Genomic DNA, 25,640 nt, shown 5'->3' with positions numbered 1-25,640 from the left:
CGTCGAGGTATGCGGTACTCGATCAGTCAGGTCGCGAAGATGGCAGGCGTCTCAGCCAGGACTCTGCGGCACTACGACGACATCGGGTTACTCATCCCTGCCGCTGTGTCATCCAACGGGTACCGCTGGTACGGGCGTCACCAGCTGCGCCGACTACAGCGCATCCTGTTGCTGCGCGAGCTCGACATTCCGCTCACCCAGATCAAGGCCATTATCGCCGGCGATGACGACGAAGCGTCCGCGTTGCGCCGCCACTTGACGCTCATTACCGCCGAACGTGATCGCCTCGACCGGATCGCTGCCACCATCATGCACACCGTGGACGACCTGGAACGCAATGACCGTCTCGCCGATGAGGACTTCTTCCGCGGCCTGGACGAGAAACGTGCGAACCTCGCCGCCACTCTCCAGGAACGATTCGGAGCGGCTGCCGGCGCCAGCGTGGAAGCCGTAACCATTCGCACAGCACAGTGGACGAGGAGCGACTACGACCAAGCAGCAGCCGATGGGCAAGAGCTCTATGCCCGTCTGTCCGAGGCCCGTCGAACGGGTGTCGATCCCACATCACCTGCAGCGCTTGACCTCATCGCAGAGCATTACGCAGCGATACGGGCCGTATGGCCCGTCGACGCAGCCGCCTACTACGCCCTCGCTGACCTGATCGAGACCGATCCCGAACAACGAGACGCCCTCGCAGCTGAGGATTCTGATCTTCCCCCCTGGGTAGCAACTGCCATCCGCGCTTACGCAGTTCACCACCTCAACCACCAGGTCGCTTGAACACAGAATGCGAGCACGAACGCGATGCATCGCCGTGTCGACGGACGCAGCGAATGACCGTCATCGGCCGCTCTAAATCCAGGCAGGCGACCTCGAGCAGTTACGCAAACAGCCGGACAACTGCCCAGTGCCAGCGGGTCAACCGCAACAATGACTGATGCCACCCGCCTTGGTTTGACTCTTATAGGAGCGTCTTGTGCACGGCACAAGCTCCCCACGCTCCGCTGCTTGTCCCGCACACACCTGGACAGCAGGAACCGATAGCCCGCCTGCACACACCCACCACCTCACCGACACGAAATAGATCACCTCGAGCGAGAGGTAGGCGTGCACAGCCTCCTACCAGCGTGGTCGTGAACAGCGCGATCTGGTTGATCCGAATGGCCGATGAGGCTTTCGAAGGCGCTGGAGACTGGTGATGGGTCATCCACTTGTGGGCGGGTGGAGCCCGAAGGGTGGAGCTCAAAGCCGTCCACCTGTGGGTGAGCCCCACCCTGCGGGGCGCGTGAGCACTCGTACATGTGCAAGGGCGTCCAACAAACCTTGTTTTGTAGATCTGTAGATTTAGCGGGATCTACACCCCGTCTTTTCATCGCGTGGTTGTGACGTGGATTGTGCCGCTCACGGCGAATTCGTTCCTCACCCGCGTCATGCTCTGGCAATCCGTCAACGAGATGTACGACGACGTCTGCCGAAGCCCCCGCGCCCCCTCTACAGCGCGAACTCTGATCGGCCGGCCTCCTGACCACGTGCACCCAGCACAAGCTCGTACCAGGGGCTCGTGCAGCAATGTCGAGGATGAAGCGCCGCCTGGGGGAAGGACGCCGATCTGGACCTTCGCGCAGGTACTCCTGTATCTGGGGTGCCGGGCGACGGGGGTGGGAAACTTACTGTCATGGGGAACGTGAAGGGACATAGTGCACCACCACAGTCTGAGGAGTATGTGCCGGCGATCGAGCGGGCGTTCGTGCGTTGTCCGAGCCTGAGCGGCCTGAGGCTGCTCTCGGCCGAAGCCCGGCTGGGTTTCGCGACCGTCCGGTTCGAGGGCCCGGTCGATGATTTCCGGGGACCCTACGGTGCGATGGTGCGACTACCCAAAGAGCAGCACGATGACCTGTGGAACCGGTACGTCGATGATCGGCATGCCACCATCGATGATTGGGCGCACGCAGGCATCGCCATGCGAGCAGTCCGGGCGCACACGCTCAGCCAGGACCAAGACCGCGGGTACACCCTCGACGGGGTCTGGTGGATCATCAATGACTGCCTCGACATCCAGTGAAGACCGTTAGACCGGGTCAGCCGCAGGTTGTGGTCTTCTCCTACCGGACTGTGACCATTCCGGTACGTGTCGTCAGCCTCCTTGTGATGTTGTCACCGGAGACTTGGAGCATGGCACTCATGGGGGCACAAGAGGCACGCACGACGCATTGGTTACGCGAGCACCGGGGGGATCTGCCGTCAATCTCCGCACTGCTCGCCACTGCCGCGCTCTGGGTTGTTGGGGCGATCAACGGAATCGGGTTCCTGGCCGAAGCGAGCTCGCCCCTCATGATGCTGACCGGACTCTACGTCGGCCTGGCAGCCGTAGCGATCTCCATCATCATCGCGACACTCGCGATCAACGATCTCATCCGCCGTCACTCCCGACCACGAACGCCCCGATAACGGAAGCCGACACTGCCGCGAATGAGCGGATAGCGACGCGCTGCAACTTCACGTCATCGTCGTTCGCGAGGGACCTCGCGTCCGTCCAATAACAACCCAAGTCATCACCACGGCCACAAGGGTCAGGGTCACGGTCAGGGTTACGGTCAGTCGGGTAATCAGCGGAAGGGCGCGCGTCGCTCCAGCATGCACGCTATACCGGCACTTACGCTGGTTTGTGTTCTTGTCGACATCCCTAGTCGGACGAGCGCATGGAAAGGGCCCTTCCCGCTTACGCAGGAGGGCCCTTTTCTGCTACCTGCCTAGCTGATCGAGGACGGCAGGTCCGGTGACGTCAGGACTGGAACCACGACGCCGATCACGCTACGAGGCACAGGTACCGGCACCGGCACCGGCACCGGCACCGGCACCGGCAGGGACCCTACTTATGTGTCGGGTGATCACCAGGTCATCCACCTGTGAGCAAGTGGAGCCCGAAGGATAGAGCTCAAAGTCGTCCACCTATTGCCGTTGCGCTTGAGTCCCGGTGTACGCACCACTCATGGTTCTGGGCTCTGCGGCGGCGGTCCGGGGCGGGACCGATCCTGACGAGCAGTCCAAATAATGCCTCCGAAAACAATGACCATTGCCGCAGCGGTCGCCCATAGAGGACCCGAACCCCGCACCCCCCCTATGACGGAATAGATCAGCACCATCCCAGCGAGAAGCAAACCGAACCATCGTAGTGCACCCATCACGTCCCCCATCTTCATCGCAGCAAACTATGTTCACCGTGCCACAAAGGCGCATCCTTTGCTCCGACAGGTACAAAAACTGAGCCGTGCATGCCCCACTGTTTGCAGCAGGATCGGTCCGCAGACGGCAATGCCCGCTCAGCAGTCCTTAGCGGCGTCCCGCTGCTGAACCGTGCAGGACATCTCAGGTGAGGAGTCAAAGACATACGCGAGGGAACCGCTTCCCACGAAGAGGAACAGCGCAGCGACTCCGCAGACCAATACCCACATGAATCGCTTCTCCTGGGACGTCATGACCACATCTTTACACCGCAAAGATCCGTGACCCCTTCCAGGCAACGTCCCGCTGGCCCATCGGCTGGAAAAGCTGGTGTTGCTGACCTACACGACTGGTGATGTTGGCATGGCGTGGTCCGGCTTTTCGTTGTGGCCTGAGCTGGCGTGATGTTTGCTGTGTCGTGTCGTGAGCAGGATCAGGCCCAGCGCGGCACCCCATATCGTGAGGGTGTCGAAGGCGAAGCGTTCGGTTGTGCCGAGCCCCAGTGGTATTGATGGCCGGCCGCTGATCGCGTCGATGAATAGAACGAATCCAGCGAGTGAGAGCCCGACACTGGCCAGGGTCAGAACACGTGCCCAGCGTGCTGCGGTGCTGCCTTTGAGTGCGGCCGCGAGGACGAGCATTCCCACCCATTGGAGCACGGCTTGGGCGAGGGCCGCATTGTCGTGAGCTGCGGGCTGCAGGTCCCAGGGCAGGAGACCGACTGCCGCCACAAGTAGACCGCCCAAAGCGAGGAAGGCCATCGCTGCCTGCCCGGTCCGTCGTCTCGGCCATATGGACCAGAAAAGAATCGCGCCTACGGTCAACAAGATGCCATTGGCTACTGTCGCGCCATTGGCTAGGAGGTGTGCGGGTGAACAGATGTACCGTTCGACGCGGGTACCGGCGTCGTAGATTCCGCACTCGGTCACGCCCAGATCGCTGATGAAGTTCGATGACCAGGAATACTGGTTAGGCCACTGAGCGGCTGCGAATGCCTGGGCCGGGAAGGTCAGGAGGCAAAGAATCCACAGCGTGGCACCCAGACGAGTTCGTGTCATGCCACGAGCATACAATACGATCGTATTGTTCTGATTGGGGGTAGCCTCGGCTCATGACCTCCGCTGGCGCTCAGCGCATCCTGACGGCCGTGCAGGACATCCTGATCGAGAGGGGCATTGAGGACGTGACGATCCGTAACGTCGCCGCAGCCGCCGGTCTCTCTATAGGTGCAGTCCAGCATCACCACAGGACCAAGGACGATTTGATCATGGCGGCCATGGACGAGGTCTCCAGAAACTTCATCGAGAGGGTGAGCGCCGCGCTGACGCCGGAGGCGTCAGCACGCCAGAACCTGGATGCGGTGTGCAGGATCCTCGGTGGCTTAGATGACGAGTCCCGTACCGCTTCAGTCATCTGGTTGGCCTACGCTGCGAAGGCAACAACAAGCAGCGCAGTAGCCGACGCTCATCAGTCATCCTGGCGCCTCATGGAAGAGGGCCTGACAACTCTGCTCCAGCGATGGAATCCATCCCTTGGAGATGATGACGCCGCCATGCTAATGGCACTACTTGATGGCATCGCCATTGCTAGGGCAACCGAAACCGACCGCATGACGCCAACCCGAGCCCAGCAACTCATCGACAGATACCTCAACAGACTCGATCCTTCGTCCCGCTAAGCGATTGGTCTACAGGACGTCTGTCCAATGGAGCTGGATAGACTCGAGAGCATGACAACGATGCTTTCGTCGCTGCTGGTCTCTGATGTTTGAAGAGTATGTCGCTCTGACCATCCTGCTTCTCACCCTGGTGTTCCTACCCGCTATCTGCCTGTTCGTCACCCGTCAGGCAGCTGAGGGCCTGATCAGCCGCAACGCAGCAGCCGGAATCCGCACCAGGCACACCCAGGCATCCGATGAAGCCTGGGCAGCCGGGCACAGGGCCGCTCTTCCAGCGTTGAGGAAGATGATGCCAGTCGCCGGCATCGGAATGATTACGGCCCTGACCGCACAGGTCCTTGTTGGTGGACAAACAGGACCGCTGATCGCGTTCGCGGCGCTCATCGCGCAGACCGTCGTTCTCTTCCGCTCGACTGCACTGGCTAATGCCGCCGCACGCACGGCGACCGAGTAGAGCCCAGAACAGTGGGCGCTGAACAAGACACATCACCTACACCAGTTGTTGCGGGCCTGCTGGTCGGTGTCGGACTAGCTGGTGCCGGCTGGTTCGCTATCGGGCCCGACCACGTCGTCTACGCGGTCATCGTCCAGGGCGGGTTTCTCTTCATGGCGCTGCTGATCGGTCCGTCACTGGTCGACGTTGCGCGCTCCCGCTACCAGGTCAGATCGCTCGAACCACGGATCTATAAGCTGCTGGGCGCCGAAGCGTTCCGGCGTACCCTCGACCTCGTCGGCTGGAACCGGGTCATCAAGAACATGCGTCAGACGGAGAATGAAGAGCCGGGCACAAGCGGCTTTCGTCGAGGGACTGAACAGTCCGAAACTGGTCACCTTCTCGGCCTCGCCGCCACAGGGCTCCTCGTCCTTCTTGCCGTGGTGACGTCCCACCCCGTGGGCGCCCTGCAGATCCTGCTCGTCGGAGCAATCCTGCATATCTATCCGATCATGATCCAGCGCCTCGTTCGCTTCAGACTCACGCATGGGCCCACCCGCAGCAACCACCTTGAGCGCTAGGCGATCCGTCACTGGGACGGCTCGATAACGGTCCTTTCGCTTTGCATCTTGGGAGGGAGCAGGCTTAGCACGGTTGCGTGGTGGCGGGCCTCCATAGGGTTTATTCGGCGGCTATGGCAAGGGAGTCGAGATGACGGGAGAGTTCGTTCGATACCCAGCTTGTGTCCTCGTCCTTACGCTGCCTGATGAGGTGAAGTGCCAGCCCGTCGATGACGGCGTGAGTACGGGCTGTCTCGGCGGTTGGGTTGAGCCCGCCATAGCTTGGGTCCTCGCTCAACAACTCGAGGAATCTGTAGCATCCTGCCCGCAGGTCCTGGTGCGCTCGATCGTAGGCGGGCTGCAGTACTGGATCTGTGAAGGCGAGCACCCCTACCGAGAGGAAGACTTCCATCTCTACGCGCCGCTCGGCATCCAGTGGTAGGAGCTGGGAGAAGTAGTTCTCCACCGTCTGACGCGGCGATACCGAAGGTTTCATTGCGACGATCCGGTCCAGCACACGCTGACGGACCAGGTCCAGCACGTAGACGCGCAGGACCTCCTGCGTCGGGAAGACATACCGCAGGGAGCCGGCGGCAATCCCGGCCTCCACGGCGACATTGCGGACGGAGAGACTCGTGATCCCGTCGCGCACGACGACCCGCCAGGCGGCTTCACCAATCAGCCTTTCCCGGGCCTGCTTGTCAATCAACTTGGGCATGACCACGATTCTGGCACGACCGTATGATAACTTCGTGGCACAGTCGTGCTACTAAGGGAGGATCCATGATCCTGGGGATCATCATCGCGTGCGAGATTGGGTTCTGGGTCGCCATCCTTTGTGGACTCGCAGCCCGATACATCCTCGGATCCAGACGACTCAGTGCCGCCTTGCTCCTCTGCGCTCCGCTGATCGATGTGGTGTTGCTCGTGACAGTCGCCCTGCACCTGTCCACCGGCGCCACGGCTTCCTGGCACCACGGTCTAGCCGCCCTCTACATCGGGTTCTCCATCACCTACGGCCACCGGATGATCACTTGGGCCGACACACGATTCGCCCACCGGTTCGCCGACGGACCGGCACCAGTGAAGCTTTCCGGTGCGCAGTACACGCAGCGGTGCTGGGGCGACTTCCTACGCACAGTCGGCTCTGCAGTGATCGCCGCAGGAATACTTGCAGTCATCACCTGGTGGATCGACGATCCGGGCCGCACCGGAGCGCTCACGGGATGGAATGGCATCCTCGGAATAATCGTGGCCGCCGAATTCATCTGGGCTCTGAGCTACACCATCTGGCCGCGCAGACCATTTCCATCAATCCCCCGGAGCCTTCCAACGCCTTGATCACCAACCGCTCACCGACAGCCGCATGATCGAGTCGAACACGGCTGTTATCAAAGGTGGTCGTGCCATGTTCGCGATCGGCCGGGACAACTCCACCAGGGTGGAACTGGATGAGTGGACCAAGCGTCACCCCGCAGCCCGCTGCGCCGAAACCGTCCTCGTACCCCTGCGGCCCCTCCTCTAAGCCCTCCCGTGCCCGACCCTTCCGTAGGGCGGTTGCGAGTGACAGCTGGCCCGAGGAGCCTCAAGCCACACCGTCGAAGACCAAACCACTTCGCTGAAAGCCCGGGCGCCAGAGGGGAACTCTCCACGAAGGAGTGCTCCCCTCACGTCACAGGCTCACTTACCGACGACGGTAAGAGGATCAGTCTTTCTTGAAGACGTCCTTGATCTTTTCGCCAGCCTGCTTGAGGTCACCCTTGGCCTGGTCGCCCTGACCCTCGGCCTTCAGGCTCTCGTCGCCGGTCGCGTGACCGGCGGCTTCCTTGCCCTGTCCGCCGAGCTTCTGCGCGGCGTTGCTGATCTTGTCATCCAGACCCATGGTCATTCTCCTTCTGATCGGCGTGCTTGATGGTGCGGTCGGACGGTGACCGACCGCTCCTGATCCTAGGAGAGATTCCTGAAGGCGTTGCGGACGCCCTCGGGAGAATCTGACTCGTGCTATGGACGTGGTGGACGACACACGAAAGGCCCGCTTTGGTCACGGGCAGTCATCGATTCTGCATCGGACCTATCTCGAACCACCCCGTGGGCAGAGACGACCGCAACCGGATCGTTAGCGTTGAAACGGTGATTTCTTCCTCCCCGCAACCTCATGGCCCACCAACCCGCGCTGATGCTCCACGAAACCAGACCCTAAAGGCCCCTTCCGCCGCTTTACCCTCTATTTTTGGAGTGGCCAAGACTGGTTTGGCCCATGCCCTTCGCGGTGCGTTGATCGGTCTGGTCGAGCTTGTTCCCGGTGTCTCCGGCGGCACAGTCGCTCTCGTACTCGGAATCTACGACCGACTCGTCCTCTCGGCGCACCACCTCCTGCGCGGCATCACTGGGCTCCTCCCCCGCAGAGCAACAACCAAGACCACCACCAGGACCACAGCCAGTACGAACAGTGTGAAGCATCGTGCTCGAACCAGTGCTTCGGCCTCGTTCGCGGCCGTCGAGTGGTTGTTGATCCTTCCGCTGATCGTGGGCATGTTCGCCGCCCTGTTCACCCTGGCGACTCCCCTGCACACGTTTGTGGAGACACAATTTGTGGTCTCCAGCGCTCTGTTCCTGGGCATGGTGACCGCGAGTCTGCTGGTGCCGATCAGTATGGCCCGGGACGCCACACCCCCACTCTCGACCCGATCAGCCCGACCGGCCCGATCAGACCTGATTGCGCTGGTGGTCATCCTCGGGGTCGCTGCCGTGGCGTTCGTCGTGCTCGGGCTGCCCACCCTCACCATCGGACACCCGCCGGTGTGGGTGATCGTCCTCAGCGGCGCTGCTGCTGTCTGCGCACTGGCCCTTCCCGGCTTGTCAGGGTCCTTCGTCCTGCTCACCCTCGGTTTGTATGAGCCGACCCTCGAGGCGGTCAGCACCAGGGACATGAGTTACCTCGCTCCGTTCGTCGCCGGAGCGGTTCTCGGCCTGGTGTCCGTGGTGCAGCTTCTGGCGTATCTGCTGCGCGCGCATCGACGGGCGGTTCTGCTCGTCGCGACGGGCCTGATCCTCGGGTCCCTCCGCGCCCTCTGGCCGTGGCAGGACGACAGTGCGCTCCAGACTCCCCCGGCCGGGGAGTGGACCGGCGCCCTGGCCGCCTTCACCGTAGGCGCAGGATTCGTCCTCCTGCTCTGGGCATGGGACCGCCGGAAATCGGTCAGCGCTGCAACAACCGCACAAGGGACAGGGACTACATGACCGAGCACGCCAATACCTCCCAGGATCAGCAGCGCCCCGAAACGCGAGGACACGGATCAACACCTTCGCGGGCGATGCTGCAGCGGGTCCGCCGCGGCGCGTTCCTCGAGACGCTGACGACCGCGACAACAATTCTCGGCCGACTCCTGATCGTCGCTGCCGTGGTGGTGGGCCTGTTCTACCTCCTGTCCGCCCTGTGGGTCATCGTCCTGCCGTTGATCCTGGCCCTTCTGTTGTCCTCCATCCTCTGGCCCGCCAACAGGCTCCTGCGGCGGTTCATGCCCGCTGCTGCCTCCGCGGCACTGACCATCATCGGTCTGCTCGTGGGCATGATCGGTGTGGGCTGGAGCGCGGCAGCGCTCTCTGTCGATGGTGTGAAGGACCTGTCCAGCCAGGCCGTGGATAACGTCAGGAACCTGGGCGAGTTCGTCGAGTCCCTCCCCTTCGATGCACCGGACATCGACGAACTACTGACCTCCGGTCTGTCCTGGCTGCAGGAGAACGTCGGCGAGATCCTCTCCCGGGTGTCCTCCGGTCTCGGCACGATCGGGTCCGTCACCGTAACGATCCTGCTGACCCTCGTCCTGACGTTTTTCTGTCTGAAGGACGGCGACCGGTTCTCCGCATGGCTCCTGCGCTGGACGACCGGCACGGTCTTCGTGCACACCGCCGAGATCTCATCGAGAAGCTGGAAGACCCTCTCCGCCTACGTCTCCTCACAGGCAGCCGTGGCACTCGTGGACGCCGTCTGTATTGGTGTCGGCCTCTGGATACTCGGCGTACCGCTGGCCCTCCCACTAGCGGTCCTGGTCTTCTTCGGAGGATTCCTCCCCGTCATCGGGGCCGTCGGATCGGGCTTCCTCGCCACCCTCGTCGCGCTCCTGGCCGACGGGTGGGTCACAGCGCTGATCGTGCTGGGCATCGTGCTGCTCGTGCAACAACTGGAGGGCAACGTCCTGCAACCGATCCTCGTCGGCAAATCCCTCAAACTCCACCCGGCCGTCGTGCTCACCGCGGTGACGGCTGGTGGTTCTCTCTTCGGTCTCATCGGGGCGTTCCTCGCGACCCCGGTCATCGCCGTCGGCATGACGGCCTTCCAGTACGCGCGGGAACAAATGCTCGAACCCGCCGCAGCCCCGCACACGGACACCGGCGAGGAACTCATCAGGACCGAAACAGAAGCCAACATCCCTTCCACGACGGAACGCCCACACCCTGCACCGGACTCTCGCTCGTGAGAGACACCCATTGATACCGGCCGAATCGAGTTGCCCTGGGGAGGGCCCCAGCAGATCGGGACTCTTCGAGCCGGGTACTTACGAAGGATGGAGCCACGATGAGTGAGCACGCACCACTGACGAGAGCGAAACGAAGTATTCCTTCGGACAGGTTCCTACTGAGCTACGACCTGACGCATTGGCACACCCTGCTCATGCAGCGCTTCGTCGCCCTCCTATTTCGACTGAGCTCGCGCATTGGCGCCGTGGTGACCTTCGCCGTCGTGCTCCTTACCGGGGTTCTGCTGACCCTAGGAACTGCGACCGGCGCCACCGAACTGTACGAGGCGACCGTGGAAGGAGACGGCGCCCAGCTCCTCGACACGCCAGCACTCCAAGCGGCGATGGCGATACGGTCGCCTCCTGTCGATGAAGCCCTCACCGCGTACACGACGATCGGCGGGCCCACCGGCATGACCGCCCTGGCCGGCACGATCATGATTGTGCTGGCCATCCGGCGACGATCCTGGACCCCCGTGGTACTGATCGTCCTCGCCGCTGCCGGGTCCGTTCTCATCACCGTCGTCAGCAAACAGTTCATCGGACGCGCCCGACCACCCCTGAGCAATGCCATCCCCCCGTACGAATACTCCGACTCTTTCCCCAGCGGCCACGCACTGAACTCACTGGTCCTGGCCGGCATCATCGCCTACCTGCTGATGCTCCGCCGACGGACACAACGAACCGTGGCATGGACAGCGGTCATCGCCATCGGTTTCGCGGTCACCATGGGTATCAGCCGTGTGTATCTCGGCCATCACTGGCTCACCGACGTCCTCATGGCCTGGGCGCTGGGCGCAATCTGGCTCACCATCGTCATCACCACCCACCGCCTCTACCTCACCTCCAAACTTCTCTCTGGGGATCGTCGGACCACGGCAAATGAGGAAAACGACGAGTGAATCAAACCTTCTCCGAGCAGGAGCGAAGGACATGGCTGATCCTTCAGGCGGTAACCCTGAACGTCCCGCCGCGGCTGAGCTCACCCCTATTCCACGCGGCACGAATCACCATGTTCGACTACTACGTACTGGCGATATTGTCCGAAGCCGAAAGGACGCGGATGACCTTAAAGGAACTCGCCGGAACTCTGTCATGCTCCCTATCCCGCCTCGGTCATGTCATTCGCAAACTCCAAAAACGCGGATGGATCACCCGCAGCGCCGTTGATGCCGACGGACAGAGAGACAGCAGAGGAAACCGTGGCATGGCCGTGCTGACAGACGTCGGCTTCGACACTGTCGTGTCCCTCGCCGAGAACCATGTGAGACAGGTGCGGGCCGTGGTCTTCGACGCTCTCGATAACCAGGACGTATCAGATCTCGAGCGCATCAGCACCAAAATCCTCGACCAGATTCGCCCGCCACAGTAAGACAAAACAGCGGTCTGTTCCGCATCAACGCGAGGAAGGTATTCGCCAGCCAGAACGCGGAGTCCGGCACTCATCATGATGATCGGACTCGATGCTGGCGAGAAGTCCTCTGGTTCCGCTACGGGCGGCGATGCCGGCGACTTGCCTTCAGGGCCTGGCCGCGAAACGACATCCAGCTGTGGGCAGCCGCAGCCATGCACAAACACACCGCGCTGAGGTGAAGAAAGAAGTACGGTCCGGCGATTCCATCACTGATGATCGCTGCCCATAGCCACGACCCTGCAACTGCCAGCCAGGCCAACGCGCCCACCAAGTGGCGCCCGACCGCATCACCGCCAGCCCGGACCTCGCTCTCCTGCTCACCCATACATCCAGCCTGTACACATCCGTAGAACCGCGCAAATCCTCCCCCTATAAGAGGTGCCAGCCCACTCCACCCCGACTCCGGACCGCAGAAGAGTGCCTTAGAAACCTAAAGGTTTATAAGACGTCTGAACCAGTCGAACGCTGCGCGACCACTCCCCCTCAATGCCGGTCTTACTCTTGTCTCGGAAACTCGTCTCGACGCGTTTCGTCTCAGAAGTGCTCGTATCCGGGGTTTGTGAGTCAGGACGGCGCGCTTCGACGGCACTCTTGATTCGTCAGCGGGGGGTGAGGCGATGATCACCTGCTGGAGGGCCAATGGTACGACGAAGATGACCTCCTGATTGAGGCTGTGGCGCTTTCACCAACGGAGTGCGCGGAAAAAGCCGCCGCATAAAGTAAGGGCCAGCACGCTGGTGAACCTAGTGGTCCCCGTATGGCCCGCGACGTGATCATGGCAAAGTTTTCGTGGTGAGCATGCTCTTTCGACAGGCTGCGAGGATGCGTTCCGGGTGGGATGGACAGCGGTTCATTTCGTTGGCGTGTCCATGAGTGCGAGGAAGTGTCCAACCCTGTGGATGTCTGAGGTTGGCCATGAAGAGAGGGCGTTCTTGAGGAACACCGTGTAGCTGCTGCGCATGTGAGCTAGTCGCTCGGCGCCGAGCGGGGTGAGGGTTAGTACTCGTCCGCGACCATCGTGGGGATCAGGGGTGCGGGCAAGCAGGCCTTGTCGCTCCAATCGGATGGCATGTTGGCTGATAGTGGCGGATGAGAAGTGCAGGGACAGATCGGGGTCTCTGGGTCGGAGTGAGGTGTGCTGATGGATCACGTAGAGGAACGCGTACTCCGAGGCATTCAGCCCCTGATCCTGTGTGTCGTGCCGTCGGAACCAGGCACGGTGCGAGGCGAGAAGAGCCGCGACCTGCTCGTCGAGCGCCTCAAGGGCCTTTGCAATGGTTGCCTGGCTGCCGCCCTGGGTGCTAGTCCTTCTCCCACCTGCGTCAACGCCAGCGTGGGCTTCAGCTTTAGCTTTAGCGGTGGTGGTGGTGGCGGCGGAGTTGACGTCAGAGTCTGTCATTTCGTCCACTTACGGAAGTCTTCATGAGCCCTCGTCGGGAGCCACCTGATCTATTGAGCGGACCGCGATCTCGCCTGTTGCTCGATCCTGCCTATTACCCTCGGCCGTGTCGATGACAGGTTCAGGCGTGGCTGGTGAGCAGGTTGGGCGGACTGGTCGGATATCGCCGGTTGGTATCAGTCGTTGATACCAACCGTTGGTACCTGTCGTGAGTACGGTGCTGGCTCGTGCTTAGGTTCAGCAGTCGGTTGATGGATTATTTCGCCGCGACACGTTCTTCTCTCGACCGGCCGGCGCGGGCGGCGAGGAACAGCAGTGACCCGACCACGATGTAGGCGATGGCGCCGAGCCATACGACGCCGGTCTGCTGGGTCAGCAGTGCGATGCTGGCGATCATGGCCAGAATCGGTACGATCCGCGGCACGGTGAAGTGGTCATGCCCGACCTTGTCCTTCTTCAGGACGAGCACACTGATGTTGGCGGACAGGAACACCAGCAGGAGCAGCAGCACCGTGGTTTCCGCGAGGGTGGACACGTTCCCGACGAGGGTGAGCACAATCGTCAACCCGGCGACGACGAGGATCGAGACCCATGGTGTGCGCCGTTTCGGAAGTACCCGGCCGAAGGCCCGGGGAAGGAGTCCGGCTTCGGCCAGGCCGTATCCGACGCGGCTGGCCATCACCATGAACAGCAGCGCGCCGTTGGCGATCGCGATGAGCGCGATCAGACCGAACAGCCAGGGCGGGATCCCAGCGCCGCTTGCGGTCACAATGTCCCGGTAGCGCGCTGACGTCGTCGGAAATTCACGATCACCTCGCGGTTTCCCGTACTCGGTTACGACGGCGACGTGATGCGTATCAGCGTGCGTGTCGATGCCGACGACGACGCGCTTTTCCTGAGCTTCTGACTCTGACATGTCTGCCTTTCGATGGAGGTGAATCTCCACGCGCCAGAACGGGTAGGCAATACGGTAAGGGGATCTGGTCAGGCTCCTATCAGGCCATACCCACCGGCGCGTGAAGCGATCGCGGGGCCAGCGGACAGGTCAAGTGACGGACAGTAGCCCAAGAGCCACGTCATGTGGGCGGAGAGCCACACCGGTCCCGCGATCAGTTTCCACTATTACCGTGGGCGGGTGGACCCCGAAGGGTGGAGCTTAAAGCCGTCCATCTGTGGGTGAGCCATGGGTGACGGGCGGACTCGTTAGTCTGTCCCCAACAGCCGGCTGCTTGACCATTGAGGAGAGTCCCACGTCTGTGCACGAGTCTCGTCGGTGTGTCCGGCTGAGTCCGCGACACGGAGTCGGGACGCTGCAGGGTGCACTCAGTATGGGCGCCTGTGCGTCACGATGTCCTATCGCTGGGGTCAAGATTGGTCGGTGATTTTCACAGCGCTTCGGGCAGACAGGGAACTGGGGACGAGCGGGCCCGATTGTGCGTGCTTGGTGAGAATCCCTGCCGCGGGATGTGACTTGTTTCGTCAGGTCAGACTCGCAGCTCGTTTTCGAGATGCAGTAACTCGTGGTGCAGCCGCGCGCGAATGTCGGAGTCCAGGGGGCTGGCGTCGATCGCGGAACGCACACGGCGGATGTGTGATTGGACGGATCTGCGGGCCGTGAATGGTTTAGGTGCGGTGTGCGCGGTCAGGGCTATCTCTTGGAGCATCGCTATGGTGCGGCGCGCAGCTCTCGGGTCGGTAAACGCGTATGTGAGCAGTTGGTCGACAGCGAGCTCGAGCAGTTGGATGAAGGTCGGGTAGGTGAGGGTGAGCCGCGCGGATCCGTCGGAATCGTGCAGGGTTCGAGGTCCGGTGGGACGGCTAACGAGGGTACACAGGACTGCGGAGATGTGGCTGATGGCGTGCACGGCGGTCGTGGGGTCGTTCACCCCGGGAGACAGGGCCTTGTTCGCGACGTCGAGGAGTTGCTGCAGTCCGAAGCCCGCGTCCTGGGTTGAGGTGCGTTCGAACCCTGTATGCAGGGCACTGTCGAGTTGCTTTTCCAGGTCGCTCAGCCGGTCTCCTTCCAGAATGGAACCAGTGAGCGACCATGCTCGGGCGACCGGGATGCCGCTGATCAGGGATGTTCCTGGTGCGACGTCAATGCTGACGAAGGCTTCTGCCCGGGTTGCTGCTGCAACGGCCTTGTCGGGGTCGACCCGGATCAGGAAACCAGAGGACCGCGTCGTGATGACTGCAGCCGGCGTTCGTGGGACGCAGGTTTTTTCTCTGGCCGGTTCATCGGGTGGGAAGAGCTTGTCGAGGGTTTGATTGGTCTCGTGGTGCACGTCGCGGAGCATGGTTTCGACGCGGATTTGTCGGGAGAGGTGGGCGAGGAAGAGAACGAGGCCGATGACGCTGGCTATTACGAGCACGAATGCGGCTGTGACGGCGAGTTCGGGAACGAACGCGGGACCGGAACTGGTCTCGACGCGAATGCTGCGCAGTACGGTCAGAGCGAAGACGAAGGTTGCCAGGAACAGGGCGAGGGTGTTGTGGACGAACCGGTCCCTGGTGAACGTCCGGAGCAGGCGTGGGGAGAACTGGCTGCTGGCCAGTTGCAGGGTGACGACGGTCAGGGAGAACGTCAGGGACGTGACCGTGACCATGGAACTCGCGATCGTTTCCAGCAGTGAGCGTGCCGCTTCAGGGCCGCCGCTGAACAGAACACCCGTCAGCCAGGCCGGCAGGTCATCGTCGAGCCTGCGGTCAACGACCGGGAGGAACTGCCCCAGAAGGATTGCTACAACAACAGCCGCGAGGGGTACCGGCCAGAGCTGGCTGCGGAGGGAATCACGTACCAGTGCTGGATCCAGCGCCGAGTCGAATTCGGCCATGACTGCTCACCTGTCCGTCGTGTCGTCCACCATGAGTGCCACCCCACCGTGCTGGGCGTTGTTTGTGGGTGTGCGCCTATTCGGGCAGGTATGGCTTGTACGGGTCGAGTGTCCCATCGAGCACAGGAATGTTCAGTGTCGTGGATTCAGCCGGGGTGCTCAGGGAAATCTCCGTCAGGGCGCCGGGCGGTTCCTCCACCGAGCTGAAGATCTGCTCGTTGGTGTCCAGCGGGTACTGGCCGTCCGCCGGCACTGTCACCACGATCTGATCGTCCGGGTCGCTGATCATGACTTCGACCGGGGCCGAAGTGTCATTGACGAGGGTTCCCAGGAGTCGGCCGGGCCCTCCTTCCTCTGCCGATACCAGGAGCATGCTGCGCAGCTCCACGACGCCGACCTGCCCATCCTCCCCGTTAGCGATGGCATCCATGGATTCCTCCGGACCGCTGCACCCGGTCACCGTCAGAGCGGTCAGAAGCGCCAGCGTGAACGATCCCCGCATCAGGGTCCGGCGATGCGCTCGGGGGTGCACTACATCGGGTTCAGCTCGAGCTGAAGCCTCATCCACGACATCGCGTGCGCTCTTAGCTGAGGTCTTGTGTGGGGTCTTGTGTGAGGTCTTGTGTGAGGTCTGCGTGGTGCGGGGTGTGTTGCGGTGCATGGCGGACTCCTTGGTTTTCGGACCAGAGGGTTCTGGCCCCGGGTACTTGCTCATCAGTCAGTGGTCGGTCAGGTGTCACTCGTCAGTGTCGGAGGTGTAGTGCACGTACCCTCCGATGGGACCTTCATAGACCGGTATCAGGACGTCCTCCTGTTCACCCGGGCTGCTGAAGACCATTGTTGCCTCTCCACCGATTTCTGCGTCGAGGGTGGCGAAAAGGGTTGGGTTGTCGGTGAAGCTGAAGGATTGTCCTGCAGAGATCGCTACTGTCGCTCTGTCGTCGGAATCACTGACGGTGACCTCCAGGGATGCGTCGGAGGTGTTGGCCAGGGTTCCTAACAAGCGTGCAGGTTCTTCCGTGCCGTCGGTGACCAGTTTCAGGTCGGCGCCCTGGACCTCGCCGATGCTCATGTCCTGTCCGGGCCCGAGCTCGATGCGTGACCCTGGCATCCAAGAGCATCCCTCGAGAATAACTGCAGCGCTGGCCGCGACGAGGAGCAGCCCTAGCAGAAGGGGTAAGCGTCGTAGAGGCCGCCGAGGTTGTCGAGGTTGTCGAGGTGAACCTTGAACCGCCATACCGTCCTGTCCTTTCGTTGTTCTGCTCCGGCTCGGCCCGCCAGGGTGGTACCGGGATGCGTCCAGTCCTGCTGACGGCGATTGCCCGGTAGCGCCGCTCGAGGGGCACTACCGGGCTGAATCGCTGGTCCGTCCAACTGGGTATTTGGCAGCTGCGTGCTTTTGTAGGTCCCGGTGGTTCAGGCAGACCGGATTCGGGTTGGGTCGGCCGGGCGATCGGCAGACTAGGTCAGGTCGTTGGTGTTGTGGTGGGGGCTTTGAGAAACACACTGTCGCCGGTGACGCGGTTGATCGCTTCGGCTGACTCGTACTGATGGTTCCCGATGCCGGGGCCATTTATTTCCACGTATCCCAGGCGGAGTAACCGGTTCTTGCGTTCCTCGGGGAGGGTGGGGGATCCGTCGACGGCTGACATGAGGGCTCCGATGAGTCCACCGGTTTGATCCGGTTGCTGTCCTTGGGCGCTGATGGCTTCAGGGTCGCCCATTTTGACGCGGGCGACTGTGCCGATCCTGGCACCGGAGGAGTTGAAGACGTCCATGCCTTCACGGACGTATTCGATGGGTTTCATGATGATCCGTTCTCTGTTCAGAGTGGTGATCGGTGTCGTGGTTGGGGTTGTCGCTGTTGGTGCTCTTGGTGTTGTCGGGGGCTCTCGTGCTCCAGCGGGCCAAGGCTACGCCTGCGATGACGGCGCCGAGACCGCCGATGGCTAGGTCTGAGAGGGTGTCGTTGTAGCCGACATGAATGCGATCGGTGATGTACCGGTTTCCGGCCCATTCCAGGAACTCCCACAGCACCGCTGCTGTCATGCCAAGTGCTGTGGTGAGGACGATGACCGAGCGGGCAGGGAAGGCCTGCTTGGTGGCGGTCGGGGTGATGCTCGTGCGGGCCATGATCAGGTAGAGGACCGCGGCCGATGATCCTGCTGTCACGAAATGCACGGCGAGGTCCCACCAGGAAATTGCCCGGTACAGGCCGCCGATGCCGCTCCACGCTGCGATGAGGATCGTGATGCAGAACGCTGCGTCGAATGGGCCTGCCAGCCGGCAGAGCCGCGGGATGATCAACCCGATGGTGACGACGATCAACCCCAGTACCGCTGGCAGGTCGAACCACACTGCCGCTACGACGATGCTCACCACGGATGACAGGCGTACCCCGTCAGCGATTCGGTGCTGGACGAGGTGTCGACGATGATCCGCGATGAGATCCGGAACGGGATCTGACGTGGTGTTCATAATGTTGTCCTGTGCAGTGGTTCTAGGCACGACCGTTGACTTTCCGTAGGTGCCGGGCAGGTGGCGTCCAACCGTCCGCTGTCGGATACCACCCACCCGGGGTCAGGGGGCCAGCACGTGCACCAGCAACGAAGCCAATAGCGGAACTAGCGCGAAAATTGATACAGACGCCGGCTTTCATGCCCGGCAGGGAACCGGGGCCGGGTCAGCGTCGGGAAGGCCGTCAATCCTGGCAGTGATGAGTTGCCACGTACCAACAATTGATCAACGACGGACAAGTACCTGCTGTCAGCTGTCAGCGTCCAGGGACGTGTCGACACTGGTGGCTTCGATATAGGGCTCGCCGTCCCAGTCCTCGAAGGCCGCGTCATCGAGGTCGACGCCCATCTCCTCCTCGACGGTTGGCAGGTCGAAGGCTTCCTGCACGGTGCCGGTGACACCGACCGTCAGTCCGGGTGTCACCTCGGGCAGCTCGGTGTCATGCAGGACCAGCAGAGCATCGACAGTCGTGTCATCGGTTCCGGCGATGGTGAACGACATCGGAGTGAGGATCTCGTTCACGTCCGCCGAGACAGTGACTTCCTCACCGACGTAGGTGTCGACGTCATCGTAGAAGCCCTGGTCATAGACCCCGTCGTACGGGCCGGTATCGGCCTCGTCGACAACCGGCTCTTCCTCGACGATGTCCTCGACGTCAGCACCCTCCTCCGTGCCGGAGGTGCTGTTGCACCCGACCAGGCCGAAGGCGGCCATCGGTGCAATGGACAGTGCTGCGAGCCTCTTCTTCCAGAGGTGATCGCCTGCTGATGTTGCTTCTACGAGAGTGGAATTTGCCATGGTGTCCACGTTCCTTTCGGTTCGGGACCGGGGCGCAAGTCCGGCCCTTCTATCGGTTGGGTTGTGCTGCGCCTGCACCGACCGTAAGCAGGCCGCAGAAGAGGAATCAACAGCCGTTGCGGCTCCGTTACCCGATTCCCAGCAAACCTTTGCGCAATCGCAACTGTCCCGTTATCTCGCGGATCTTAAGGGTGAAAACCACAAACTTGGGGGTCATACTGGGGCTATGTCCACTCCAGCCTTCGACCACAGATCAAGCCACCGATCACCCCAGCGGTCGCCTCATCAGTCCGTAAATGACACCTCTGCCGGTCTTGCGGATGAGGCAGGACCGGGCATTCCGCACAGTTCAGCTACTGGGCGACCGGCCTTACAGGAAGGACAGGGCAACATGCAGGCCGACGCAACGGGTCATCCCGGCTCGCTTGGCCGTCCGGGTGAAAGGCGTGGGCGGTGGAAGGCGCCTGTGCTGATCGTGATCGGAGTAGCTCTCAGCGCTGTCTTGGCTGCCGTGAACGGGTTGCAGTTGGCGTCCCTGCAACGGGCGCTCGGCGGGTTGGCCCTGCCGGAATCCCAGCTCGGTGGTTACGACACCGGGTACATCGAGCTCATACGCGGGCGTATGACCGATGAGCTCCTCGAGAGGTACGGCGCGTCGCACTACCTGTGGGATCTGCTGTTTCCACTCGTCTTCGCCGCGACGGTCCTCACCCTGGTCCACTACATCTGCAAGGGGCGGACAATCGCCTGGCTGCTCATGGTGCCCCCGATCCTGTTCGCCGCCGTCGACATCGCGGAGAACCTCACCCTAGAAGCTCTCGTCAACGACCCTGACGTGCTCTCCAGCGAGGTCGCCATGGCCTCCACTCTCACTGTTGTGAGAACAGTCCTGCTTGTCGCGAGTATTGCCGCGGCGCTGGGAGCGCTGCTGGTCCGGCCCCGCACATCACCGGGCCAGCACACCTGATCACCCACAACACCCAAGGAGTAGAACCCCCATGCACTCCTCACGTAGGCAAACCATGCCCACGCGTCCACCCCGGGCGCCTCTCGCTCGGATGCCCTCGCCCCGGGCCTTGGCTCTACCCGCCGTCCTCGGTCTCACCCTGACCGCGTGCAGTACCGGGTATGCGGACCCGAAAGGAGCTGAGCTCGCCGGGACCGACGGCCAGGTCCAGCAGGTCGAGATCGCGGACCTCAGGCTCACTACCTTCGCCGAAGGTGAGCCCGCACAGTTCCTCGGTGTTCTCGCCAACCAAAGCGCAGCACCATTGGAGATGACCTTCAGCGACGACGACGACGAAACGTCGGTGACGATCCCCGCGAACAGCACACTGGATCTAGGGACAACAGCAACCGTGTTTGAAACTGCGGACGTCCAGCCTGGAACGATCATGACCGTCATGATCAGGGTCGCCTCCGACGAGGAAGCCGTCGAGTTACCCGTCGTCGATGGGACTGTGGACCAGTATGGGGACATCGTTCCCAATGACGCCGAAGACCAGTAGCAGCAAGCGGGTGATCAGGGCGCGATTCCCAGGGCTGCGGGCATTGCCTCAGCCGGGTCTTCGCCGGCGGCTAGTGCAAACGAACTCATCACCTGCTCCAGATAGTGCCGCTCGTCGGGCGTCATCCGGGAAAGAACCGCAGCCAGGGCCGCCCGGCGCCGCACCATTACCGTCGATACAAGATCCAGGCCCTGTTCCGTCAGGCGGAGCTGCAGGAAACGACGGTCCTGCGGGTTGTTGTCGCGGCGCATCAGTTTGGCCGCAACAAGCCGGTCACACAAGCGCGTGGCGTTCGATGGGTGAACACCCAGGTCCTCGGCCACGGCTGTCAGTGTTTGTGGTCCGCGACTGGCGATCATGACAAGGACCCGCAGCTGGGACGGCGTCACGATGTTGTCGACCTCAGCCAACGACTTGGCGATGACCGAGAGCAATACCCGCGAAGCACGCATCATCGCGTCGATCTGAGCAGTTGAGACCGGATGTTCGTCCATGCCTCCCAGTATCCAACCGGGTCCACAACCCGACAAAATGCTTCCCCAGAGCCTGCGCTCATCTTGAATGGCAATGTCTCCGTACCCCTTTCCAGCCTCTAACACACTGGTGGCCGCAGGCTGCTTCAAGACTCGAACGCCGAAGACGGCAGAAGTGACCGCCCACGCCGCCTGTTACGTCCCTACGAGTTCCGACGCACCAGTTCTCAGCCTCAGAAGGGATAGTTGCGGTACGGCAAATAATAGGTTTACCGTGGGATGAGCGGGTTTCTTGCGGGCACCGCTACCGGATCTGCGTGTACACGAGCAGGTAAAGGGCCTGACGGTCGATGTGTTGCCGGTACCTGGAGATCACGCTCGTCCTACGCTTCACTCATCCGATGTGGGGAGGTCCACATGATGCACACTCCGTTCGATTCGAAACAGCGTACGGAGGTCGTTGACTTGCAGTTGGCCGTCTTCGAAGTCGCAAAGACAGCCCGAGGCGAACCTGTTCATGAAGTGCGGCGGAAGTTGGCTGAAGCGATTATCGGAATGCGTGTCACCCCACCCAGTGGTCTATGGCTCGACGCCGCGGCCACCTCAGCCTCTCTCGGCTACCCGTACATCATCAGCAACGAGGCCCGATGGGGTGCCGAAGCAATCCTGCGGAAGCAGCCCCTGACTCCACCACCTGACAGCAGGTAGCGCATGAGCTTCCAACACCTCATGGAATCAGTCGGGAAGGCAGTTGACGCGGCAGGAGTCATCGCCATCGTCCTAGGCGCAGTCGTTGCAACCCTGATCGCCGCCGCAGCGATCCTCCGCCGTAAGGACGCAGATAGGACGTATCACACGTACCGTAAGCGCCTTGGACGATCAATTCTGCTCGGACTCGAGCTTCTCGTCGCAGCCGACATCATCCGCACGGTCGCCGTTACCCCGACCTTCGAGTCCGTCGGAGTTCTGGCCCTCATCGTGGTCATCCGTACCTTCCTCAGCTTCTCCCTTGAGCTCGAGATCACCGGACAACTGCCATGGCAAAAAACATCCGCTCACCCTGATAGCCGTCCTCACGGAACAGCCCCACAGCAACCAACACAGCCGTGATTCCCAACCCACTGCTGCTGGGCAACCCTCTCGAACACGACTCCTGTAACCACGGCCAAAACCCCAAAACAGGTATCCGACGAGCGGGCGCCGCCGGCCGGATGACGGCGGAGCCCGGTAGCGATGACGGCGAAGGCATTACTGACGGAGACTCGGAGTGCACCCGGGCGCTCCAACGGGACCTTCCCACACAACTCCCACGTATCAGCAGCTTCGATAAACCGCTGACAAGTGCGTCGAAACGATCGAGTCCAGCAAACAGACAGTTGGTGACGTTCAGAACACTGCCCAGCGACAGTTACGCAACGACGCACGCAAGGACGTTACAGACGGGCAACAGGACTGTTTACCAGTTTGGGTAGACGTTCTGGTTGTACCTAACGGGGCCGCTGACGTTATGCCCATGTGAAGCGAGTAAGCAATCAGAAGACAGTCAATGTCTTCTCGATCAAGTCCTTTGAAGGAGACAACGAGATCTGCGATACAACACACCTGCACCAGAGCGAGCGACACGACGCCCGTCACTCCGAAAATCACACATGATGGAAAGGCAGCCTTTCCCCTGGTTCGGCTCGGGATCCATCATCGGTTCCCTTCTGGCGTTCCTGAGCATCAGCGCCCTGACGGGTGTGCTCGCCGCGGGCTTACTGGTGCCGGTCGCCGCCGTCGCGGGTACCGGAGCTTCTGCCTCCATCGACTTCTTCGAAGACCTGCCAGCCGAGTTGGAACGGGAAGCCCTCGCCCAGCCGACGACGATCCTGGCATCGGACGGGTCTTTGATTGCGACCCTCTACGAGGAGAACCGACAGCCGGTAACCCTCGATCAGGTATCTCAGGACATGCAGGATGCATTGATAGCCATCGAGGACTATCGCTTCTACGAGCACGGAGGCGTTGACCTCCAGGGCATCGCGGGCGCCATCGCCAGCAACCTCACGAGTGATTCGACCCGCGGGGCTTCGACTATCACGCAGCAGTTCGTGACGAATGTCCTCATCGATTCCGCTCTACGCGACGACAAGCAGGCCGTGTTCAGCGGCAGTAAAACGGTAGGTGACAAGCTCCGCGAAATGAAGTTGGCCATCACGGTCGAAAAAACCCTGAGCAAGGACGAGATACTCGCTGGGTATCTGAACATCGTCCCGTTCACCGGGACCATTTTTGGTGTCCAAGCCGCCGCCCGGTACTTCTTCAACGTCGACGCCAAAGACCTCACCATCGATCAGGGCGCTCTGCTGGCCGGGTTGGTCAACGGTCCCACGTTCTACAACCCCATCGAGCACCCTGAACGCGCACTACAGCGCAGAAATCTCGTGATCGACGCGATGCTCACCCACGGAAAGATCACCGTGGAAGAGCACAACGCCGCGGTGACCACCGAACTCGGCCTGAACATCACACCCACCCTCAACGGCTGTGCCGGCGCAGCACAAGCACCCTATTTCTGCGACTATGTCTCGCACCTGATCCTCAACGACCCTGCATACGGGGAAACCAGGGAAGATCGCAAGGAGGTGCTCTACCGCTCCGGTCTGACCATCAAGACAACACTCGATTCCCGGGTGCAGAGTGCGGCGCAAACCGCCATTGACGACACCGCGGATCCGGACACCACGAACGAGGCCGTGGGCCACTCCATGGTCAGCATCGAACCCGGCACCGGCAACATTCTTTCGATGGCCCAGAACACCCGTTACCTACCAGGGGCCGCGCCGGGCAACTCCGTGCTGAACTTCAATGTCGACCTGTACCAGGGCGGCGACCAATCCAAACCTCTCGGTGGCGTGGGTGGCTTTCAGCCCGGATCAACGTTCAAACCATTCGTCGTCGCCGCGTGGATCGAGGCCGGCGGTTCCCTGAACACCCCTATCGACGGCCGGAAACGCACCTACCCGGAGGGTGATGAATGGCCCGCGAGCTGCCTCCCCGGAGGTTCCTACACCGTACGGACACCTCAGGGGGAAGGGTACACGCCGCAGAACTACGGAGACATCAACTACGGCACTTACACAGTTCTCCGCGGACTCGCCCAGTCCTACAACACCATCACCATGGAAACAGCCCGGCAACTCGATATGTGCAGGATTTTCGACCTCGCCTACGAAATGGGCGTCCATGATGGCAAGAGCTCCAGCGGTCATCTCGAAAGGCTGGACGTCCTCGCGCCCGGCCTCATCGGAGGTGTCCAGGACGTCGCACCGCTATCCATGGCCACCGCCTACGCCGGTTTCGCCGCCGAGGGCAAAGTGTGTCAACCGCGTGCCCTCCTGAAGGTCACAGCAGCCGACGGCACCAACTACCCGGTTCCTACCACCGACTGCGACCAAGTCATCCCGAAGGGGATTGCTCGCGGGGTCAACTACGCAACCCAGGAAGTCATGAAAACAGGATCCGGCCGGCTGCTCGACTACGGAAACATCCCGATGGCCGGCAAGACTGGAACCAATGACCGGCGATCACAGACTTGGTTCATCGGCTACAACTCCGGAATAGCCACCGCCAGTTGGATCGGGAACTGGAAAGAAGGCAACGGCTCCCTCAGTGGATTGAAAATCGGCGGCCAAACCTACCCGGAAGTCGACGGCTCCCTCATTGCAGCCCCTTCCTGGGCACAATTCATGCGCCAAATTCCCGGCATCCATCCCGCCGAACCGTTCGTCAACCCCACAAATACCATCCGAGACGGCACCAACCCACCCATAGACAAGGTCCCGAATAGCAATCCGAACGACCGACCATAGCAACTGCACCTACCACCGCCAGAACGTTCACGGGTGTCTCGCAAACCTAAAGCTTTACAAGACACTCGATCGAGCCGAGCGCCGCGCAACCACTCCCCCGTAACCACAGGTCTGCCCTTGTCTCGAAAACCTGTCTCACTGTGTTTCGTCTCAAAAGTGCTCGTATTAGGGCTTTGAGAGTCAGATTGGAGATCGGCAGAACCAGCAGCTTGTTAAGACGTCGCGCATGAGTGGTGCAGAGTCGGTCGGAGCCGTTGGGTGCGTGTCGAAGGTCCGCGCCTCCTGACCACCTATGCACGGCACAAGCTCCCCCACGCTTCGCTGCTTGTCCTGCACACACCTGGACAGCAGGAACCAGAGTCCCATCTGCACCCATGAGCCCAGGACTTTTGCTTGAGTAGGGAACAACGTCTGGCGTGGTGGTGATCGGGGTTTA

27 protein-coding genes are annotated in these 25,640 nt (G+C 61.6%); 15 read left to right on the top strand and 12 right to left on the bottom strand.

Annotated elements, in window-relative coordinates; all coding sequences use genetic code 11:
* Nucleotides 1–9: 9 nt before the first annotated feature.
* From NVV32_RS07595 to NVV32_RS07585, 3 genes are all read left to right on the top strand, one after another.
* Nucleotides 10–780 (top strand): MerR family transcriptional regulator, encoded by a 771-nt coding sequence (locus NVV32_RS07595; RefSeq protein WP_422391905.1) that lies wholly within the window; start codon nucleotides 10–12, stop codon nucleotides 778–780.
* A gap of 895 nt (nucleotides 781–1,675) precedes the next feature.
* Nucleotides 1,676–2,062: a hypothetical protein gene (locus NVV32_RS07590; RefSeq protein ID WP_422391904.1), complete on the top strand. Its 387-nt coding sequence runs from the start codon at nucleotides 1,676–1,678 to the stop codon at nucleotides 2,060–2,062.
* Between the two features lie 110 nt (nucleotides 2,063–2,172).
* Complete coding sequence (locus NVV32_RS07585; protein WP_422391903.1) at nucleotides 2,173–2,448, top strand: hypothetical protein; 276 nt, start codon at nucleotides 2,173–2,175, stop codon at nucleotides 2,446–2,448.
* A gap of 1,115 nt (nucleotides 2,449–3,563) precedes the next feature.
* Here the strand turns inward: NVV32_RS07585 and NVV32_RS07580 are convergent.
* Nucleotides 3,564–4,280, bottom strand: a complete 717-nt coding sequence (locus NVV32_RS07580; protein ID WP_422391902.1) for a DUF998 domain-containing protein — start codon at nucleotides 4,278–4,280, stop codon at nucleotides 3,564–3,566.
* 53 nt (nucleotides 4,281–4,333) lie between these two features.
* Here NVV32_RS07580 and NVV32_RS07575 point away from each other — a divergent pair, with 53 nt between their 5' ends.
* The 3 genes from NVV32_RS07575 (at nucleotide 4,334) to NVV32_RS07565 (ending at nucleotide 5,914) form a co-directional block, all read left to right on the top strand.
* The gene (locus NVV32_RS07575) at nucleotides 4,334–4,900 is read left to right on the top strand and encodes a TetR/AcrR family transcriptional regulator (protein ID WP_422391901.1); all 567 of its coding nucleotides are present in this window, start codon (nucleotides 4,334–4,336) and stop codon (nucleotides 4,898–4,900) included.
* An 85-nt stretch (nucleotides 4,901–4,985) separates the two neighbouring features.
* Entirely contained in the window at nucleotides 4,986–5,354 is a 369-nt protein-coding gene (locus NVV32_RS07570; RefSeq protein ID WP_422391900.1) for an SdpI family protein, read from the top strand.
* Nucleotides 5,355–5,365: 11 nt separating this feature from the next.
* The gene (locus NVV32_RS07565; RefSeq protein WP_422391899.1) at nucleotides 5,366–5,914 is read left to right on the top strand and encodes a hypothetical protein; all 549 of its coding nucleotides are present in this window, start codon (nucleotides 5,366–5,368) and stop codon (nucleotides 5,912–5,914) included.
* A 100-nt stretch (nucleotides 5,915–6,014) separates the two neighbouring features.
* On the opposite strand, the gene NVV32_RS07560 is transcribed toward NVV32_RS07565, so the two are convergent.
* Complete coding sequence (locus tag NVV32_RS07560) at nucleotides 6,015–6,611, bottom strand: TetR/AcrR family transcriptional regulator (RefSeq protein ID WP_422391898.1); 597 nt, start codon at nucleotides 6,609–6,611, stop codon at nucleotides 6,015–6,017.
* Nucleotides 6,612–6,676: 65 nt separating this feature from the next.
* Between NVV32_RS07560 and NVV32_RS07555 the strand changes: the two genes are divergently transcribed.
* On the top strand, nucleotides 6,677–7,234 hold the full coding sequence (locus tag NVV32_RS07555) for a hypothetical protein (protein ID WP_422391897.1): 558 nt from the start codon (nucleotides 6,677–6,679) through the stop codon (nucleotides 7,232–7,234).
* A 364-nt stretch (nucleotides 7,235–7,598) separates the two neighbouring features.
* On the opposite strand, the gene NVV32_RS07550 is transcribed toward NVV32_RS07555, so the two are convergent.
* Nucleotides 7,599–7,775, bottom strand: a complete 177-nt coding sequence (locus tag NVV32_RS07550; protein ID WP_104121794.1) for a CsbD family protein — start codon at nucleotides 7,773–7,775, stop codon at nucleotides 7,599–7,601.
* A 116-nt stretch (nucleotides 7,776–7,891) separates the two neighbouring features.
* Between NVV32_RS07550 and NVV32_RS07545 the strand changes: the two genes are divergently transcribed.
* The 4 genes from NVV32_RS07545 (at nucleotide 7,892) to NVV32_RS07530 (ending at nucleotide 11,782) form a co-directional block, all read left to right on the top strand.
* Nucleotides 7,892–9,133, top strand: a complete 1,242-nt coding sequence (locus NVV32_RS07545) for a DUF368 domain-containing protein (RefSeq protein WP_422391896.1) — start codon at nucleotides 7,892–7,894, stop codon at nucleotides 9,131–9,133.
* 74 nt (nucleotides 9,134–9,207) lie between these two features.
* Nucleotides 9,208–10,371 carry an AI-2E family transporter gene (locus NVV32_RS07540; RefSeq protein ID WP_422391895.1) on the top strand — a complete coding sequence of 388 codons (1,164 nt, stop codon included), beginning with the start codon at nucleotides 9,208–9,210 and terminating at the stop codon, nucleotides 10,369–10,371.
* A 98-nt stretch (nucleotides 10,372–10,469) separates the two neighbouring features.
* Nucleotides 10,470–11,312: a phosphatase PAP2 family protein gene (locus NVV32_RS07535; RefSeq protein ID WP_422391894.1), complete on the top strand. Its 843-nt coding sequence runs from the start codon at nucleotides 10,470–10,472 to the stop codon at nucleotides 11,310–11,312.
* Nucleotides 11,309–11,782 carry a MarR family winged helix-turn-helix transcriptional regulator gene (locus NVV32_RS07530; RefSeq protein WP_422391893.1) on the top strand — a complete coding sequence of 158 codons (474 nt, stop codon included), beginning with the start codon at nucleotides 11,309–11,311 and terminating at the stop codon, nucleotides 11,780–11,782. The genes NVV32_RS07535 and NVV32_RS07530 overlap by 4 nt, the downstream gene beginning before the upstream one ends.
* An 892-nt stretch (nucleotides 11,783–12,674) precedes the next feature.
* Here NVV32_RS07530 and NVV32_RS07525 read toward each other — a convergent pair.
* From NVV32_RS07525 to NVV32_RS07490, 8 genes are all read right to left on the bottom strand, one after another.
* A complete protein-coding gene (locus NVV32_RS07525; RefSeq protein WP_422392018.1) occupies nucleotides 12,675–13,223 on the bottom strand; it encodes a MarR family winged helix-turn-helix transcriptional regulator in 549 nt (182 codons plus the stop codon).
* 256 nt (nucleotides 13,224–13,479) lie between these two features.
* Nucleotides 13,480–14,139, bottom strand: coding sequence for an amino acid permease (locus NVV32_RS07520; protein WP_422391892.1), 660 nt, complete (start codon nucleotides 14,137–14,139; stop codon nucleotides 13,480–13,482).
* Nucleotides 14,140–14,707: 568 nt separating this feature from the next.
* A complete protein-coding gene (locus NVV32_RS07515; protein ID WP_422391891.1) occupies nucleotides 14,708–16,057 on the bottom strand; it encodes a DUF2254 domain-containing protein in 1,350 nt (449 codons plus the stop codon).
* 76 nt (nucleotides 16,058–16,133) lie between these two features.
* Nucleotides 16,134–16,718, bottom strand: a complete 585-nt coding sequence (locus tag NVV32_RS07510) for a hypothetical protein (protein ID WP_422391890.1) — start codon at nucleotides 16,716–16,718, stop codon at nucleotides 16,134–16,136.
* A 75-nt stretch (nucleotides 16,719–16,793) separates the two neighbouring features.
* Nucleotides 16,794–17,129, bottom strand: a complete 336-nt coding sequence (locus NVV32_RS07505; protein WP_422391889.1) for a hypothetical protein — start codon at nucleotides 17,127–17,129, stop codon at nucleotides 16,794–16,796.
* A gap of 394 nt (nucleotides 17,130–17,523) precedes the next feature.
* The gene (locus tag NVV32_RS07500) at nucleotides 17,524–17,865 is read right to left on the bottom strand and encodes a hypothetical protein (protein WP_422391888.1); all 342 of its coding nucleotides are present in this window, start codon (nucleotides 17,863–17,865) and stop codon (nucleotides 17,524–17,526) included.
* Nucleotides 17,840–18,535 (bottom strand): hypothetical protein, encoded by a 696-nt coding sequence (locus NVV32_RS07495; protein WP_422391887.1) that lies wholly within the window; start codon nucleotides 18,533–18,535, stop codon nucleotides 17,840–17,842. Before NVV32_RS07495 ends, NVV32_RS07500 begins: the two co-directional genes overlap by 26 nt.
* 288 nt (nucleotides 18,536–18,823) lie before the next feature.
* A complete protein-coding gene (locus NVV32_RS07490) occupies nucleotides 18,824–19,372 on the bottom strand; it encodes a hypothetical protein (RefSeq protein ID WP_422391886.1) in 549 nt (182 codons plus the stop codon).
* Nucleotides 19,373–19,838: 466 nt separating this feature from the next.
* Between NVV32_RS07490 and NVV32_RS07485 the strand changes: the two genes are divergently transcribed.
* Together NVV32_RS07485 and NVV32_RS07480 are read left to right on the top strand one after the other, a co-directional pair.
* Entirely contained in the window at nucleotides 19,839–20,339 is a 501-nt protein-coding gene (locus NVV32_RS07485; RefSeq protein ID WP_422391885.1) for a hypothetical protein, read from the top strand.
* Between the two features lie 91 nt (nucleotides 20,340–20,430).
* Complete coding sequence (locus tag NVV32_RS07480; protein ID WP_422391884.1) at nucleotides 20,431–20,880, top strand: hypothetical protein; 450 nt, start codon at nucleotides 20,431–20,433, stop codon at nucleotides 20,878–20,880.
* 14 nt (nucleotides 20,881–20,894) lie between these two features.
* Here NVV32_RS07480 and NVV32_RS07475 read toward each other — a convergent pair whose 3' ends face one another.
* Nucleotides 20,895–21,374, bottom strand: coding sequence for a MarR family winged helix-turn-helix transcriptional regulator (locus tag NVV32_RS07475; protein ID WP_422391883.1), 480 nt, complete (start codon nucleotides 21,372–21,374; stop codon nucleotides 20,895–20,897).
* Between the two features lie 690 nt (nucleotides 21,375–22,064).
* Here NVV32_RS07475 and NVV32_RS07470 point away from each other — a divergent pair.
* Nucleotides 22,065–22,463 carry a DUF1622 domain-containing protein gene (locus NVV32_RS07470; protein ID WP_422391882.1) on the top strand — a complete coding sequence of 133 codons (399 nt, stop codon included), beginning with the start codon at nucleotides 22,065–22,067 and terminating at the stop codon, nucleotides 22,461–22,463.
* Nucleotides 22,464–23,002: 539 nt separating this feature from the next.
* Entirely contained in the window at nucleotides 23,003–25,204 is a 2,202-nt protein-coding gene (locus NVV32_RS07465) for a transglycosylase domain-containing protein (protein ID WP_422391881.1), read from the top strand.
* Nucleotides 25,205–25,640 lie beyond the last annotated feature (436 nt).

Origin of the sequence: Arthrobacter sp. N1, from assembly GCF_048288285.1 — a bacterium.
Taxonomy (GTDB): Bacteria; Actinomycetota; Actinomycetes; order Actinomycetales; family Micrococcaceae; genus Arthrobacter_D.
The sequence above is the reverse complement of the archived record's forward strand: the minus strand, read 5'-3'. Positions and strand labels throughout refer to the sequence as shown.